The sequence below is a fragment of the Microbacterium sp. 18062 genome (assembly GCF_902706225.1).
GTDB lineage: Bacteria > Actinomycetota > Actinomycetes > Actinomycetales > Microbacteriaceae > Microbacterium.
On the sequence record NZ_CACSKB010000031.1, the window covers coordinates 13,703 to 30,367 of the forward strand.

Annotated in this window: 14 protein-coding genes; 13 read left to right on the plus strand and 1 reads right to left on the minus strand. The window is 71.5% G+C overall.

Annotated features, from left to right (window positions below):
* The first annotated feature begins 76 nt into the window (after positions 1-76).
* The 9 genes from xylA (at position 77) to GVL03_RS12295 (ending at position 12,685) form a co-directional block, all read left to right on the plus strand.
* Entirely contained in the window at positions 77-1,270 is a 1,194-nt protein-coding gene (gene xylA, locus GVL03_RS12255; RefSeq protein WP_200847166.1) for a xylose isomerase, read from the plus strand.
* A 258-nt stretch (positions 1,271-1,528) separates the two neighbouring features.
* On the plus strand, positions 1,529-2,830 hold the full coding sequence (xylB, locus tag GVL03_RS12260; protein ID WP_200847167.1) for a xylulokinase: 1,302 nt from the start codon (positions 1,529-1,531) through the stop codon (positions 2,828-2,830).
* 118 nt (positions 2,831-2,948) lie between these two features.
* Complete coding sequence (locus tag GVL03_RS12265; protein ID WP_159501288.1) at positions 2,949-3,626, plus strand: GTP pyrophosphokinase family protein; 678 nt, start codon at positions 2,949-2,951, stop codon at positions 3,624-3,626.
* A 115-nt stretch (positions 3,627-3,741) separates the two neighbouring features.
* Complete coding sequence (locus tag GVL03_RS12270; RefSeq protein ID WP_200847168.1) at positions 3,742-4,239, plus strand: glutaminase; 498 nt, start codon at positions 3,742-3,744, stop codon at positions 4,237-4,239.
* A 168-nt stretch (positions 4,240-4,407) separates the two neighbouring features.
* On the plus strand, positions 4,408-6,618 hold the full coding sequence (gene glgX / locus GVL03_RS12275) for a glycogen debranching protein GlgX (protein WP_159501290.1): 2,211 nt from the start codon (positions 4,408-4,410) through the stop codon (positions 6,616-6,618).
* Between the two features lie 5 nt (positions 6,619-6,623).
* On the plus strand, positions 6,624-9,053 hold the full coding sequence (gene treY / locus GVL03_RS12280; RefSeq protein ID WP_159501291.1) for a malto-oligosyltrehalose synthase: 2,430 nt from the start codon (positions 6,624-6,626) through the stop codon (positions 9,051-9,053).
* A 253-nt stretch (positions 9,054-9,306) separates the two neighbouring features.
* The gene (gene treZ, locus GVL03_RS12285; protein ID WP_159501292.1) at positions 9,307-11,184 is read left to right on the plus strand and encodes a malto-oligosyltrehalose trehalohydrolase; all 1,878 of its coding nucleotides are present in this window, start codon (positions 9,307-9,309) and stop codon (positions 11,182-11,184) included.
* 419 nt (positions 11,185-11,603) lie between these two features.
* Entirely contained in the window at positions 11,604-12,200 is a 597-nt protein-coding gene (locus GVL03_RS12290; protein ID WP_159501293.1) for an RNA polymerase sigma factor, read from the plus strand.
* The gene (locus GVL03_RS12295; protein ID WP_159501294.1) at positions 12,197-12,685 is read left to right on the plus strand and encodes a hypothetical protein; all 489 of its coding nucleotides are present in this window, start codon (positions 12,197-12,199) and stop codon (positions 12,683-12,685) included. The genes GVL03_RS12290 and GVL03_RS12295 overlap by 4 nt, the downstream gene beginning before the upstream one ends.
* On the opposite strand, the gene GVL03_RS12300 is transcribed toward GVL03_RS12295, so the two are convergent.
* Positions 12,674-13,261, minus strand: coding sequence for a hypothetical protein (locus tag GVL03_RS12300; RefSeq protein ID WP_159501295.1), 588 nt, complete (start codon positions 13,259-13,261; stop codon positions 12,674-12,676). The two genes, GVL03_RS12295 and GVL03_RS12300, sit on opposite strands and share 12 nt — an antisense overlap.
* 134 nt (positions 13,262-13,395) lie before the next feature.
* Between GVL03_RS12300 and GVL03_RS12305 the strand changes: the two genes are divergently transcribed.
* The 4 genes from GVL03_RS12305 to GVL03_RS12320 all read left to right on the plus strand — a co-directional run bounded on the left by GVL03_RS12305 (position 13,396) and on the right by GVL03_RS12320 (position 16,574).
* Entirely contained in the window at positions 13,396-13,653 is a 258-nt protein-coding gene (locus GVL03_RS12305; protein WP_159501296.1) for an antitoxin, read from the plus strand.
* Positions 13,650-14,084, plus strand: coding sequence for a type II toxin-antitoxin system VapC family toxin (locus GVL03_RS12310; RefSeq protein WP_159501297.1), 435 nt, complete (start codon positions 13,650-13,652; stop codon positions 14,082-14,084). The genes GVL03_RS12305 and GVL03_RS12310 overlap by 4 nt, the downstream gene beginning before the upstream one ends.
* Before the next feature lie 369 nt (positions 14,085-14,453).
* A complete protein-coding gene (locus GVL03_RS12315) occupies positions 14,454-15,251 on the plus strand; it encodes a DUF2399 domain-containing protein (protein WP_159501298.1) in 798 nt (265 codons plus the stop codon).
* A gap of 279 nt (positions 15,252-15,530) precedes the next feature.
* Positions 15,531-16,574, plus strand: coding sequence for an isopenicillin N synthase family oxygenase (locus GVL03_RS12320; RefSeq protein WP_159501299.1), 1,044 nt, complete (start codon positions 15,531-15,533; stop codon positions 16,572-16,574).
* Positions 16,575-16,665: the final 91 nt, after the last annotated feature.

Consider the following 16,665-nt stretch of genomic DNA (forward strand, 5'->3'; position numbering starts at 1 on the left):
CGTCCCAGTGTAGTATGTTGCGAATCACAACATATTACCGGTCACCGCGAAGGGCCGGTCACCGCGAAGGAGCGACATGTCCATCCCCCCGCCCACCCCCGCCGACAAGTTCTCGTTCGGGCTCTGGACCATCGGCTACAACGGGACCGACCCGTTCGGCGGACCCACGCGCCCCCCGCTCGACGTGGTGCACGCCGTCGAGAAGCTCGCCGAGCTCGGCGCCTACGGCCTCACCTTCCACGACGACGACCTGTTCGCCTTCGGATCCACGGATGCCGAGCGCCAGACGCAGATCGACCGGCTCAAGGGTGCCCTCGCCGCCACGGGCGTCGTCGTCCCGATGATCACGACGAACCTCTTCTCCGCCCCGGTCTTCAAGGACGGCGGCTTCACCTCCAACGACCGCCAGGTGCGCCGGTTCGCGTTGCGGAAGGTCCTGCGCAACCTCGATCTCGCCGCGGAGCTGGGCGCCAAGACGTTCGTGATGTGGGGCGGCCGCGAGGGCGCCGAGTACGACGCTGCGAAGGACGTGCGCTCGGCGCTCGAGCGCTACCGCGAGGCCGTGAACCTCCTCGGCGACTACGTGACCGACAAAGGATACGACATCCGGTTCGCGATCGAGCCGAAGCCCAACGAGCCCCGCGGCGACATCCTGCTGCCGACGCTCGGCCACGCGCTCGCGTTCATCGACTCGCTCGAGCGGCCGGAGCTCGTGGGTGTGAACCCCGAGGTGGGTCACGAGCAGATGGCGGGGCTGAACTTCGCCGCCGGCATCGCCCAGGCGCTGTACCACGGCAAGCTCTTCCACATCGACCTCAACGGGCAGCGCGGCATCAAGTACGACCAGGACCTCGTGTTCGGCCACGGCGATCTGCACAACGCCTTCGCGCTCGTCGATCTCCTCGAGAACGGCGGCCCCTCCGGCGGGCCGGCGTACGACGGTCCGCGCCACTTCGACTACAAGCCCTCGCGCACGGAGGACGAGGCCGGGGTCTGGGAGTCCGCCGCGGCGAACATGCGCACGTACCTGCTGCTCAAGGAGCGCGCGGCGGCGTTCCGCGCCGATCCCGAGGTGCAGGAGGCCCTCGCGGTCGCGAGGGTCGCCGAGCTCGCGCAGCCGACGCTCGACGCCGGCGAGTCGTACGACGACCTGCTCGCCGATCGCTCGGCGTACGAGGACTTCGACGCGTCCGCCTACCTCGGCGGCAAGGGCTTCGGCTTCGTGCGCCTTCAGCAGCTCGCGACCGAGCACCTGCTCGGCGCCCGCTGACCGGGTCCGGGTGCGGGATGCTGACGGCGGCGTTGCCGGATGGTGACGGCGCCGCCAGGGCGCCGTCGGTGGCGTCAGGGCGACCGGGCCGGTTGCGCATCGGCGGGACCCGGGGTCGCCCGATCGACGAGACTGTCCCTCCCGCCTGTCCACGCCCGCTTTGCGGTCGCGGAGCCCCGGCGGACGACACGCGGGTCGCCGGCGCAGACGCGGGAACCGAGGGGCGACCCGCGGCCAGAGAGACATGAGGAGGAGCGCATGGCGCTCGTGATGGGGGTCGACTCGTCGACCCAGTCGTGCAAGGTCGTCGTGCTCGACGACGCCGGGAGGATCGTGCGCGAGGGGCGGTCGCCGCATCCGGACGGCACCGAGGTCGATCCGGAGGCATGGTGGATGGCGCTTCGCGCGGCGATCGCCGATGCCGGCGGCCTCGGCGACGTCGATGCGTGGGCGATCGGCGGGCAGCAGCACGGGATGGTCGTGCTCGACGCGGACGGCCGGGTCGTCCGTCCGGCGCTGCTCTGGAACGACACCCGCTCCGGCGGCGCCGCCGCAGACCTGGTCGCCGAGCTCGGGGCGGACGCGCTCGCCGAGCGCACGGGGCTCGTGCCGGTCGCCTCGTTCACGATCACGAAGCTGCGGTGGCTGCGCGACCACGAGCCCGACAACGCCGCGCGCGTGGCGGCGGTCGCCCTGCCGCACGACTGGCTGACCTGGCGGCTGCGCGGGTTCGGACCCGCGGGCGAGTCGGCCCGCGGCCCCGTGCTCGAGGAGCTCGTGACGGACCGCTCGGACGCCTCGGGCACCGGCTACTGGTCACCGGCCAGCGGCGAGTACGACCGCAAGCTGCTGCGCGCGGCGCTCGGACACGACGCGGTGCTGCCGCGGGTGCTCGGACCCGCCGAGAGCGTCGCGGACGCGGACGGCCGCCGCGTCGGACCGGGTGCCGGCGACAACGCGGGCGCGGCCCTCGGCGTGGGGGCGGGGCCCGGCGACGTGATCGTCTCCATCGGCACGAGCGGCACGGTCTTCGCGGTCAGCGAGAAGCGCACCGTGGACCCGACCGGCACGGTCGCCGGGTTCGCCGACGCCGACGGGCACTTCCTCCCGATCGTCGTGACGCTGAACGCCGCGCGCGTGCTCGACGTCGTCGCGCGCCTGCTCGGCACCGACCACGCCGGACTCAGCGATCTCGCGCTCGCTGCCGCATCCGGGGCCGGGGGACTCCGGCTCGAGCCGTACTTCGAGGGCGAGCGCACCCCGAACCTGCCGGACGCCACCGCCTCCCTGTTCGGGATGACGCTCGCCTCGACCACGCGGGAGAACCTCGCGCGCGCGGCCGTCGAGGGGATGCTCGGCGGCCTCGGCGCAGGACTCGCGGCCCTCCGCGATCTCGGCGTGCCCCTCGAGCGCGCGCTGCTCATCGGGGGCGCCGCGCAGTCCGAGGCCGTCCGCCGGATTGCGCCGGAGGTGTTCGGGATGCCGGTGGAGGTCCCGGCTCCGGGCGAGTACGTCGCCCTCGGGGCCGCCCGTCAGGCCGCCCGGGTGCTGCCGGCCTGACGCCCTCTGCCGGCCGGACCGCCCGCATCCCCGCCCCGCTCACCTCGAAGGACGGGGCGCCGCCATCGCTGCAGGACCTCACAGCACTCCCGGAGGGGGTGGCCGTAGCGTCGTACGCATGACGATCCCGCTCGATGAGGCACAGGTCACCGTCTCGGCCGCGCAGCTGCGCGCCGTGCGCGACGAGATGCAGAGGTTCCTGCTCGAGTACCGGTTCGGGATGCAGGAGATCGAGACGAAGATCTCGATCCTGCGCGAAGAGTTCCAGCAGATGCACGACTACAACCCGATCGAGCACGTCTCGAGCCGGGTCAAGTCGCCCGACAGCCTCGTGGAGAAGGTCGGGCGCAAGGGCATCGACCCGGGCTTCTCGTCCATCCGCGCCCACATCACCGACATCGCCGGCGTCCGGGTGACCTGCAGCTTCACCGCCGACGCCTACCGGCTGTTCGATCTGCTCACCCAGCAGGACGACGTCACCGTCCGCGAGGTGAAGGACTACATCGCCACTCCCAAGGCGAACGGCTACAAGAGCCTCCATGCGATCGTCGAGGTGCCCGTCTTCCTCTCCACCGGCCCCGTGCGCGTGCCCGTCGAGGTGCAGTTCCGCACGATCGCGATGGACTTCTGGGCGAGCCTCGAGCACAAGATCTACTACAAGTACGCCCGTCAGGTGCCGAACCGCCTGATCGACGACCTGAAGGAGGCCGCCGACACCGCCGCGGCGCTGGACGAGCGGATGGAGCGTCTGCACCGCGAACTGCACGGCCCCTCCGGGCCGACGCTGCGCATCTGACCTCGACGCGGGTCCGCCCCTCCCCGCACCCGCCCCGACGTGTGGGCTCCGGATACGGGCGCCCGCGGGTCAGGACAGCCTGCTGCGGGGCCCGCGCGATCCGGGCACGGGCAGAATGGACGGCGTGAGCGAGGTCGAAGAGCTGTTCGCCCGCGCCCGCGCGGAACTGGCCGCGGTGCCCACGGAGCCGATCGGGGAGTGGGCCGCGCCGCGCCGCATCCTGGGGCTGACGCGCGCCCCGCGGATCGTCCCGGTCGGAGACGCCTGGCACGTGGGCGTGCTGCTGCTCACCGACGACGCGGTGTTCGCGACCGGCGACATCGTGCGCGCCCGCGAGGAGGAGCGTCGCGGGTTCACCGCCGAGTCGCAGCGCGAACGGGCGGCGACGGCCGCCGCGGCGTTCCGGGGCGGCTTCCCCGAGGGCGCCGCCGTGCACATCGGGTGGACGCGGCTCGATGCCTCCGCTCTCGACCGAGGCGAGGCATCCGGCCCCCTCGCCGTCCGGGACGGCGTTGCGTCCGTGCGCTGGAGCACGGCGGGCGCGTACCAGCCCCTCGCGGACTACCTGCGCGATCGCGTCGCCCTGCTGCGCAGTCCGCCGCCGCGCGCCTGACGCGGGCCGGGCAGGCGAGCACGGCCGCGCGTCAAGCCCCGGGGCGGACGGATGCGGATGCGGAAGGCTCGACGCATGACGGAATCCCCCGCGCCATCCGGCCTGACCGGTTCATCCGTGCGATCCGACCCCGCTAATGTGGGATCGCTTCCGAAGTCAGGGGACGATGTGCAGACGTGGCCGGGTTCGACCTATCCGCTGGGGGCCACGTTCGACGGGAACGGCACCAACTTCGCGCTGTTCAGCGAGGGTGCCGACCGGGTCGAGCTGTGCCTGTTCGACGGCGACGGGAACGAGACGCGGGTCGACCTGATCGACGTCGACGCGTTCGTGTGGCACGCGTACCTGCCGAACATCGCGCCCGGGCAGCGGTACGGCTACCGGGTGCACGGCGAGTACGACCCCGCATCCGGTCAGCGCTTCAACGCGAACAAGCTGCTGCTGGACCCCTACGCGAAGGCCGTCGAGGGCCAGGTCGACTGGGACCAGGCCGTGTTCGGCTACACCTTCGGCGACCCGGACTCGCGTAACGACGAGGACTCCGCGGCGCACATGATGAAGGGGGTCGTCGTGAACCCCTTCTTCGACTGGGGCGGCGACCGTCTGCCGAAGACGCCGTACTCCGAGACCTTCATCTACGAGGCGCACGTCAAGGGGCTCACCGCGCGGCACCCCGACATCCCCGAGGAGATCCGCGGCACCTACAGCGCGATCGCGCACCCCGCGATCATCGAGCACCTGAAGAAGCTGGGCGTCACCGCCATCGAGCTGATGCCCGTGCACCAGTTCGTCGACGACGACACCCTGCAGCAGAAGGGCCTGTCGAACTACTGGGGCTACAACACGATCGCCTTCCTCGCGCCGCAGAACACGTACTCCTCGACCGGTGAGCGGGGCCAGCAGGTGCAGGAGTTCAAGGGGATGGTGCGGGCCCTGCACGCGGCGGGCATCGAGGTCATCCTCGACGTGGTCTACAACCACACCGCCGAGGGCAACCACCTCGGCCCCACCATGTCGATGCGCGGCATCGACAACGCCGCCTACTACCGGCTCGAAGACGACGACAAGCGCTACTACACCGACTACACGGGCACCGGCAACAGCCTGAACGTCGGCAACCCGCACGCGCTGCAGCTGATCATGGACTCGCTGCGCTACTGGGTGCTGGAGATGCACGTCGACGGGTTCCGGTTCGACCTCGCCGCGACCCTCGCCCGCGAGTTCTACGACGTCGACCGGCTGGCCGCGTTCTTCGAGCTCGTGCAGCAGGATCCGGTGGTCTCGCAGGTCAAGCTCATCGCCGAGCCGTGGGACGTCGGCCCCGGCGGCTACCAGGTGGGCAACTTCCCGCCGCAGTGGACGGAGTGGAACGGCAAGTACCGCGACACGGTCCGGGACTTCTGGCGCGGCGAGCCGTCCACCCTCGGCGAGTTCGCGTCACGGCTCACCGGGTCGGCCGACCTGTACGAGCACGACGGCCGCCGGCCCGTGGCATCCATCAATTTCGTCACCGCCCACGACGGCTTCACGCTGCGCGACCTCGTCTCGTACAACGAGAAGCACAACGACGCCAACGGCGAGGACGGCAAGGACGGCGAGTCGCACAACCGCTCGTACAACTTCGGCGTCGAGGGCCCCACCGACGACCCGGCCGTGCTCGAGATGCGCGCGCGTCAGCAGCGCAACTTCATCGCGACGCTGCTGCTCAGCCAGGGCGTGCCCATGCTGCTGCACGGCGACGAGCTCGGGCGCACCCAGCAGGGCAACAACAACGGGTACGCGCAGGACAACGAGCTGACCTGGGTCGACTGGGAGCACGTCGACCAGCCGCTCGTGGAGTTCACCGCGGCGCTCGCCCGCTTGCGCCGCGAGCACCCCACCTTCCGCCGCAGCCGCTTCTTCGACGGGCGCCCGGTGCGGGTCGAGGAGGGACGCGTCCCCGACATCGTGTGGCTGCGGCCGGACGGCTCGGTGATGGAGCCCTCGGACTGGGACTCCGGTTTCGGCCGGGCGATCGGCGTGTTCCTCAACGGACAGGGCATCCGCGAGCGCGACCGACGCGGGGGGACGATCACCGACAAGCACTTCATCGTGCTGTTCAACGCCGGCGATGACGAGGTGGATTTCTCCCTCCCCGACGTGAAGTTCTCGCCGCGCTGGGATGTGCTGGTCGACACCGCCGGGCACCGGGCCAACACCGAGCCGATCGACCCCGGCGGCACGCTCGCGGTCGCGTCGAAGTCGCTCATGGTGCTGTGCGAGCACCATGCGGCCGATGTCGAGGTCGACCACTCGGTCGCGGCGTCGCTCGCGCAGGCGCTCACCGGCACGATCGACGAGGTGACGAGCGCCGCCCCCAAGTCCGAGCTGCCGAAGTAGCCGCGATGCGACCGCTGTCGACATACCGCCTGCAGATCCGGCCGTCGTTCGACCTGGACGCGGCCGCATCCGTCGTTCCGTACCTGCGCGACCTCGGGGTCTCGTGGACATACCTCTCTCCTCTGCTGCGGGCGACGAGCGGGTCCGATCACGGCTACGACGTCGTCGACCCGACGCGCGTCGACCCGGCGCGGGGCGGGGCCGAGGGGCTCGCGGCGTTCTCGGCGGCCGCGCGCGCGTCGGGGCTCGGCGTGCTGGTGGACATCGTGCCGAACCACATGGGCATCTCCGCCCCGCGCGAGAACCCCTGGTGGTGGGACGTCCTGCGCCGCGGACGCGCATCGCCCCACGCGACGGCCTTTGACATCGACGGGGATGCGGGCGAGGGCCGGGTGCTCGTCCCCGTGCTAGGCGCCGCTCTCGACGAGGCGGTCTACGAGCTGTCGGTCGAGCCGACTCCCGCTGCCGACGCCCCCGACGGCCTGCTCCGCTACCACGACCACGTCTTCCCGCTGGCGCCCGGTTCGCTCGACGGCATCACCGACCCCGCTGACCCGGATGCGGTGCGCACGGTGCTCGATCGGCAGCACTACCGCCTCGCGTTCTGGCGCACGGAGGCGACCGAGCTGAACTACCGGCGCTTCTTCGCGGTGACGACGCTCGCCGGAGTACGCGTCGAGGTGCCCGAGGTGTTCGACGCCACGCACGCCGAGATCGTGCGCTGGGTGCGCGAGGGCCTCGTCGACGGGCTGCGGGTCGACCACCCCGACGGCCTGCGCGACCCGGGGGGATACCTCGAGCGTCTCACCGCCGCGACGTTCGCGGCACGGCCCTCGCTCGAGGTCTCGGTGGGCTCGCGTCCCGGCAGGCACGTGATCGGCCGCAGCGTTCCGGAGGCCGCGCCGGTGTGGGTCGAGAAGATCCTCGAGCACGGCGAGAGCCTGGCCGGATGGTGGGCCACCGCGGGCACGACCGGGTACGACGCGCTCGGCGTCGTCGACCGCGTGCTCGTCGACCCCGCCGGCGAGGCGCCGCTCGATGCGCTCGATGCGCGGCTGCGCGCGGAGTCCGGGCTCGACGCCGCCGAGGCGTGGCCCGACCTCATCCACGGCACGAAGCGGATGATCGCGGACACCATCCAGGTCGCCGAGATCCGCCGGCTCGTGCGGGAGCTGCCGCATCCGATCGACCGCGCCGACGACGCCCTCGCCGAGATCCTCGCGAGCTTCCCCGTGTACCGCTCGTACCTTCCGGCCGGGCGGGAGCACCTGGAGGAGGCGCTCGCCGACGCGGCCGTCCGTCGCCCCGATCTCGAGGCGGCGATCTCGGCGCTCGCCCCGGTGCTGGGCGACCCCGAGCTCGACGTCGCCCAGCGCTTCCAGCAGACGACCGGGCCGGTGATGGCCAAGGGCGTCGAGGACACCGCGTTCTACCGGTGCACGCGGCTCGGCTCGCTCACCGAGGTCGGCGGCGATCCGTCGGTGTTCTCGCTCTCCGTCGCCGGGTTCCACGAGGCGCAGCAGGTGCGGCAGGCGGCGTGGCCCGCGGCGATGACCGCCCTGTCGACGCATGACACCAAGCGCGGCGAGGACGTCCGGGCGCGGCTCGACGTGCTGTCCGAGGTGCCGGGGCGGTGGGCCGAGGTGCTCGACGAGCTCCGCGGCATCGCCTCGACCGGGCACGGTCCGTTCGACGCCCTGCTCTGGCAGGCGATCGTGGGCGCCTGGCCCGCGTCATCCGACCGCCTGCACGCCTACGCCGAGAAGGCTGCCCGCGAGGCCGCCGAGCGCACCGGATGGTGGGACCCGGATGCGGCGTTCGAGCGCCGCATGCATGCCCTCGTCGATGCGGCCCGCGGCGCCGCCCGCCCGGTCGTCGAGGGGTTCGTCGCCGAGATCGCGGGGTTCGGCTGGTCGAACGGCCTGTCGGCGAAGCTGCTGCAGCTCGCCGCCCCCGGAGTGCCCGACGTCTACCAGGGCTCGGAGCTGTGGGAGCAGTCGCTCGTCGACCCCGACAACCGCCGCGCCGTCGACTTCGGGCTGCGTGCGCGGATGCTGGCCGACCTCGACGCGGGGTTCGCCCGGGGCGAGCTGCCCGAAGTCGATGCATCCGGGGTCGCGAAGCTGCTCGTCACCTCGCGGGCGCTGCGGCTGCGCCGTGATCGCCCCGACCTCTTCGCGCGGTACCGGCCGATGACCGTCGTGGGCGCGGAGGCCGCTCACGCGATCGCGTTCGACCGGGGCGGAGCGCTCGCGCTCGCGACGCGCCTGCCGACGGGCCTCGCCGCCCGCGGCGGCTGGACCGACACGGCGCTGCTGCTGCCCGCGGGCCGCTGGCGCGACGAGCTCACGGGGCACGAGTTCGACGGCGGCGTGATCCCGCTGTCCGAGCTGCTCGCGACCTACCCGGTCGCCCTGCTGGGCCCCTCCGCGTGAGCCCTCACCGGCATCCTCGGTCTGCCTCGGTCCGCGGGTGATGTCGGTTTGCGTGTGGTCCCGGTCCGCGGGTGGTCCCGGTTTGCGTGTCTCAGCTATGCAGCAGGAAAGGGTCCCGTGGATGAACAACCGAGACACCGAGGAGCAAGCCTGATGTAGGTGTCTCGGTTGTGCAGGGCAGAGGGCGTCTTCTGCTGCACAATCGAGACACGGATCGTGGGTGCCGGGGCGGTACAGGAGCGGGGAGGAACGCATGATCGAGGTGTGGGCGCCGAAGGCGCAGCGGGTGCGGGTGCGGACCTGGCCGACGGCGGATGTGGCGGCGGCCGCGGGAGGCGCGGCGATCTCAGGTGTGGGTGCCGGCCCGAAGCCGTCCGCGACCGACGCGACGGATGTCGAGCTCCTCCCGGCCGGTGGCGGATGGTGGCGCGGCGACGTGACGCTCGCCGACGGCCAGCGGTACGGCTTCGTGCTCGACGGTGACGGCGTGCTCGACGGCGAGGGCGACGGCTCGCAGCTGGGGCGCGACTCCGGCGGATCCCTCCGCCCCGACCCGCGCTCGCGGCGCCAGCCCGACGGGGTGCACGCCGCATCCGCCCATGTCGACCCGGCCGCGCTCGCGGAGATCTGGAGCGATGACGCGTGGACTGGCCGGCAGCTGGCCGGGGGACTGATCTACGAGCTGCACGTCGGCACCTTCACCCCCGAGGGCACCCTCGATGCCGCCGCCGCGAAGCTCGGGCACCTCGTCGACATCGGCGTCACGCACGTCGAGCTGCTGCCGGTCAACGGGTTCAACGGCGTGCACAACTGGGGCTACGACGGGGTGCTCTGGTACACCGTGCACGAGACGTACGGGGGGCCCGAGGCCTACGCCCGCTTCGTCGACGCCGCGCACGCGGCGGGGCTCGCGGTGATCCAGGACGTCGTCTACAACCACCTGGGACCCTCGGGCAACTACCTGCCCGAGTTCGGCCCGTACCTGCGCGAGGGCAGTCGCAACACCTGGGGCGACTCGGTGAACCTCGACGAGCCCGCCGTGCGCTCGTTCATCGTCGACAACGCGCTCATGTGGCTGCGCGACTACCAGGTCGACGGCCTGCGGCTGGATGCCGTGCACGCCCTGCACGACGAGCAGCCGGTGCACATCCTGCGCGAGCTCGCCGAGGCATCCGATGCCCTCTCCGCGCACCTCGGGCGCCCGCTCACGCTCATCGCCGAGTCCGACCTCAACGATCCGACGCTGATCCTGCCGCGCGAGGTGGGCGGATACGGCCTCACGGGCCAGTGGAGCGACGACTGGCACCACGCTGTCCACGTCGCGCTCACCGGTGAGACCGCGGGCTACTACGAGGACTTCGCCGACCCCGGCGCGCTGCCGAAGGTGTGGTCGAGCGGGTTCTTCCACGACGGCACGTACTCGTCGTTCCGGGGGCGCGCGCATGGCCATCCGATCCCCGCCGAGGTGCCGGCCTGGCGGCTCGTCACGTTCGCGCAGGACCACGACCAGATCGGCAACCGCGCCGCCGGCGATCGCCTGACCGCGACCCTCTCGGCCGACCGGCTGGCCGTCGCCGCCGTGCTGACGCTCACCGCGCCGGGCACCCCGATGCTCTTCATGGGCGAGGAGTGGGGTGCGTCGACGCCGTGGCAGTTCTTCACCAGCCACCCCGAGGAGTGGCTGGGCGAGGCGGTGCGGAAGGGCCGCGCCGAGGAGTTCGCGAGGATGGGCTGGGACGAGTCGATCGTGCCGGATCCTCAGGATCCGCAGACGTTCGAGCGGTCGGCGCTCGACTGGAGCGAGGCGGCCGATGGTGCCCACGCCCGCCTGCTTGCGCTCTACCGCGAGCTCGCGCGCCTGCGCCGCGAGCGGCCCGAGCTCACCGACCCGGCGTTCGGCCGGCTCGCCGGCGAGACCGAGAATCCGGATGCGGCGCCCGCCGCGAGGCGCTTCGCGCTGCGCCGGGGCGCGCTGACGGTGCTGGTGAACCTCTCGGCCGAGCCCTGGCTCGTCCCGCTCGACGATGGCGGCGACGAGGTGCTGCTGGCGACGCTCCCGGCGTCGGTGCAGGACGGGGGTGTGCTGGTCGCCCCGGACTCCGCCGCGGTCGTCGGCCCGCCCGCATCCTGAGGCCGGGTACGGCCGAGTACGGCCGGGTGGGCCGCTCGTCGGGCTGCCGATCCGGGGCGGCTGACGTCTCGGCGGGGTCTCGGCCGTGGCAGTGCGGCCTGCTCGGTGTGCAACGTCGGGTATCGCCGGTGACGCGCCGCGGCGGCCGCGATCTCTCCCGCGTGTCGTCCGGAATCCCCGCCGTTGTGTTCCGCGATCGTGAGGAGGGCGAGCTCTGCGCCGTGCCGAACGAACGGCGATGCGGCAGGGATGGAACCACGTCGCCGCTGCCGGACAGTACAGGGCGGGGGCGGTGAGGGAGGGCCGGGTGCGCGGAGCCGAGGAAGCACGATTCGGGTGGTGCGAGTCGGCCGGAGCGCACCCGGCCCGTTCGGTTGTTCGCGATTATGCTGTAGCTGCGCGAGCGGTCGACGTCGGGGGTGAGCTTCGTGACACACGAGGGCGAGCCCACAGACGCAGAACTGCTGTTCCGTGTCACTCGTGGCGACGAGACCGCATACCGCCTGATCTTCCGCCGGCACGAGCGGCCGTGCTACCGGGTGGCGCTGGGGATGACGCGATCGACCTGGGATGCGGAGGAGGTCGTCAGCTCGGCGTTCGCCGAGCTGTGGCGCAAACGGCAGAACGTGCGACTGGTCGATGACTCGGCGCTTCCGTGGCTGCTCACCGTCGTCTCGTATGCGGCAAAGAACCACCTTCGGGGTGCGGGGCGCTATCGGCGCCTGCTCGGCCGCATCCCACGGGAGGACGTCGAGCCCGACCACGCCGACGAAGTCGCGCGGATGGTGGATTCAGCCGCGGTGTCGGCGGAGATCCAGGATGCGCTGAGCAGGCTCAACGCTCGCGATTCGGCTGTCGTGGTGCTGTGTCTGATCGAGCAGCTGTCGACCCGGGATGCGGCGGTGGCGCTGGGAGTTCCGGAGGGAACGGTCAAGTCGCGGCTGTCCCGGGTGAAGGCGAGATTGCGCGGCGATCTGGCGCATGTCGCGCCGGGTGCGAGGGAGGTGACGGAGTGAACGAGCGGATGCCGCACGGCACGGCGATCGAGGACGCCCTGGTGGCGCGGATGCACGCCGACCTCACCCGGCTTCCCTGGTACAAGCGTTGGTACGGCCGGGTCGGCATCGTCGGTGCGGGGGCTCTTGTGGTCGCGGGCGGAGTCGCCGCGACGACGCTGCTGACGGCGGAGCCGGTGACCGACTCGTTCACCGTGCACTGCCTGTCGGAGGCGAGCCTGAACCCCGACGGATCGCTTCCGGGGACGACCGTGGGCCTTGCCTCACCCGACGGAGTGCTGCCGATCGACGACGCGATCGACATGTGCACCCTGGCCTGGGAATCCGGCGCGATGGACCGGACCGACCCGCTCGATCCCTCGCCTGCGCCGGGGGTGGCGCCCGACGACTTCACCCTGTGCATCACCGATCTCGGCGAAGCTGCGGTCGTCCCGGGCGAGGTCGCCTGCTCTTCGCTGCGCCTGCATCCGTTCTCATCCGAGTGAGCCGGACGGCCGGTAGACGACGGACGACGTCTGCGCGGCCATCGTGCCCAGCGAGGAGCAGTACGGGGTGCAGTTGTAGACGGCGCCGCCGTACGAGGTGTTCGCGTAGTCGCTCACCCAGCAGTTGTTGAAGCCCTCGGAGGACCGGATGACGTCGTTCCAGCCCGACGGCATGGAGGGGAAGCCGTAGGTCACGCCGTAGCATCCGCTGCCCGTGCCCCACTGCACGAGAACCGAGCCGGTTCGCCCCGTGCCGGTGTACTGGCGTCCGACGATCACGGTGCTCGCTGCCGTCACGTCTGTGCGCGCCTGGGGGGTGAGCTGCTCGAGGTCGCCGGGGGCGCCCTCCTCGACGAACGTCTCTGCCTCCGTGAGCGTGTCGAAGCACGACACGACGACCGGCACGTCGGGGTCGGGCTCGCCCCGCTGCGGCACCGTGCCCACGGTGCAGGCGCGTTGTTCTGTTCTTGTCTCGTCTGTCTGGGGTGCCGCGGTCGCGGCTGTGGGCGCCGACACGGTGATGAGGGCGATGGCCATGACGAGGCTCGCCGTCGCGAGCAGTCTTCGAGCTTTCATGTCGTGCCCCCAGCATCCGAGTGGTCTTTGTCAGGTGATGTCCGGCACGGGTGGGATGGTTCCCGCCCGTGCCGGGATAGAAGCCCCTGCTGAGTCACTGCATCACTTTTATTGATGCTATGATGCAAGCCACCATGTCTCGTACGACGATCACGCTCACTCCGGATGCCGAGAGTCTCGTGCGCAAGGCGATGCGCGAGCGCGGCCTCACCTTCAAAGAGGCGGTGAACGCCGCGATCATCGAGGGGCTAACGTCGACGGCGCGACGCGAGCGGGTCGAGACGCCGACGTTCGACCTCGGGCGAGCGCGGCTTCCCCTGGAGCGTGCGCTCGCGCTCGCCGGCGAGTTGGAGGACGAGGAGCTGCTCCGCAAGCGAGAGCTCGGCAAGTGAGGCTCGTCGACGCGAACGTGCTGCTGTACGCCGTCGACCAGAACGCTCCGCACCACGACGCGGCCAAAGGGTGGCTCGACAATGCCTTGAACGGCGCGGAGACCGTGCTCCTGCCGTGGATGAGCCTGCTCGCCTTCGTGCGGCTGACCACTCACCCGCGGGTGTTCGACCGCCCCCTCTCCCCGGCTCAGGCACTCGACATCGTCGATGCCTGGCTCGGTTCGCCGAGCGCTGTCGTCCCGGAGCCGGATGCGCGCCATCCGGGTCGTCTGCGTGACCTGCTCGAGGCCGCGGGCGGACACGGGGGCAACCTCGTCAATGACGCCCATCTCGCGGCTCTCGCCCTGCGACACGGTGCGGTCGTGATGACCTTCGACTCCGATTTCGGTCGTTTCCCCGGCGTGCGGTGGGAGCGGCCTGCCGGGGCATAGCCCTGGCCGATGCACACCCGTGGGGATGCACACTGTGCGATGCACAACGGCGGGGATTCCCGGTGACACGCCGCGTCGGCAGCTGGTTCGCCCGCGTGTCGCTCGGAATCTCCGCCGTTGTGCCCCGGAAAGCTGCGATCACACCGGAAGCTCCGCCGTCGGGCCGGGAGAGTCCCCGGTGCGCGCGGGTGACCCTTCGGCCGCGATCCTGCCGGCTGGGTGGGGTTGAAGGCGTCGCTGCCGCGCCGGTGGTGAACGGCGCTACGAGAAGAATCGCAGCGAGGGCGATTGCGGATTTGAGCACGCGTGGTCTGGCAGTCGAGTTGGTTGCAGTGGATATTGAGTTCATCACAGTGGTACGCGCCTTTCTTGGAGGAGGAGCATTTCCGCACCTCGCGGCGCGCGGTCGGCGACGCCCACGGGCTCGACGCGACGCGCCCGCTCGGCCGCCTCGCGCTCGCTGTCGTCTGGGCGGGATTCGGCACCGGCGGACCGCGGCCGTCGGCGCGCGAGGTCTGGGCGGCTGCCGGCGTCGAGCGCTCGGCGCTCGCCTCGACCGCCCTGTGCCTCGGGGTCGCGGGCCGCGTCGATGCCGCGGCGGATGCGACAGCGTCGGCGGCGGCGGCGGCGGCGGCGACGGCGACGGCTGCCGCGCTCGATGCCCTACGACAGGCGCGCGTGCCCGTCGTCCTGACGCTGGAGCAGGTCCGCTCGGGCGGGGTCGGTGCCCTCCCTCCGGATGCGGTCGTCCACGTGTGCGAGAACCCGACGATCGTCGAGGTCGCCGCCGACCGATGGGCACGCGCGACCGGTGGCCGCGACCCCGTTCTGGTGTGCACCTCCGGGCAGCCGTCGTTCGCGGTGGTCGCGCTCTTGGAGCACCTCACGGCCGGTGGCGCCGAGTGTCGCTATCACGGCGACTTCGACTTGGCGGGTCTGCGGATCGCGTCTGCGCTCGCCGCACGCGTGCCCTGGGTGCCCTGGCGCTTCGGCGCCGACGACTATCGTCTCGTCGCCCGTGATGACGACGCCTCGCTGGAGCTGGCGGGCAGGCCTGCGCTGTCACCGTGGGATTCGCGTCTCGCCGCCGCGATGGCCGAGATCGGGCGCGCCGTCGAGGAAGAGGCCGTCGCCGATCTCCTCGTGGCCGACCTGTTGACCGGTTGAGCCCGCAGCCGCGCCGCGGAGGCGGGAGAATCCCCGCCGTCGTCTTCCGAGGATGCCGGAATCCCGGCTGTCGTGCATAGGAGATCCCGCCGATCGTCGGCGCCGTGCTCGGCGATCCGGCATCCGTAATCCGGGTGAAACCTCCTGTCGCTACAGTGATCGCAGCGTTCATGTAAACATGGGCCGCGGCGTTCGCGCCGCGGCGGGAAACCGTGAAGTGGCTGCCTCAACCGAACCGGTCGCCCTTCCGAGGGCGACCACATCCTTCAAGGAGTTGCCATGACATTCCACGTCCCCACCGTCGACATCACGCCCTATGTGAACGACGGCACGGCCGAGGCCCGAGCCGAGGTCGCCCGGCAGATCGACGACGCCTGCCGCACGGTCGGCTTCATCCAGATCACCGGACACGCGATCCCGGATGCGGTCATCGACGGCCTCACCGATGCGATGGACCGCTTCTTCGCCCTCGACCTCGAGGAGAAGAAGACCTACCGCACCCCGCCGCAGATCAATCGCGGCTACAGCCCGCCGAAGTCCGAGTCGCTGAGCCTCTCGCTCGGCGTCGAGCAGGCGAGCCGCATGAACGACTTCTTCGAGGCGTTCAACGTCGGCGCGGGCCAGGCTGACTACCCGGACGCCCCCGGCCTGCCCCAGCCCGACTACGCGGAGAACCTCTGGCCGGCCGTCGAAGGCTTCGAGGCGCAGGTGCAGGCGTATTTCGGCGAGGCGGCACGGGTGGCCCGCACGATGACCCGTATCTTCGCCGACGCGCTCGGGCTCGCCCCGGACTTCTTCGAGAGCCGCACCGACCACTCCCTCGACGTCATGCGCATGAACAACTACGCGCTGCCGCCGGGCACCGACGTCACCCTCGACGGCGACCTCATCGGCATGGGCGAGCACACCGACTACGGCATCGTCACGATCCTCTGGGCCGACCAGGTGCACGGACTGCAGGTGCTCGGCGCCGACGGATCGTGGAACGACGTGCAACCGGCCGACGGCGCGCTCCTCATCAACCTCGGCGACGTCACCGCACGGTGGACGAACGAGCGCTGGATGTCGACGCTCCACCGGGTCAAGCCCCCGGTCATCGACGGCACGATCGAGCGCCGGCGCTCGGCGGCGTTCTTCCACGACGGCAACGTCGACGCGCTCATCGAGACGCTGCCCTCGTGCGTGGATGCGGACCATCCCGACCTCTACGAGCCGATCACGGTGGGCGACCACATCCGCGCGAAGCTCGCCGGCTCGCGCGCCGGCAAGCGCAACGAGCGGGCCGAGCGGGAGTCCGCCCGCGTGCTGGCGAGCCAGCGATGAACGCCGCGACCCTCGGGCGCCGGGCGCCCCCGGCCCGAGCGGTCGCCCGTCACCGTGCCGGACTGTCAACCCCGCCCGGTCGGCGCGGCGG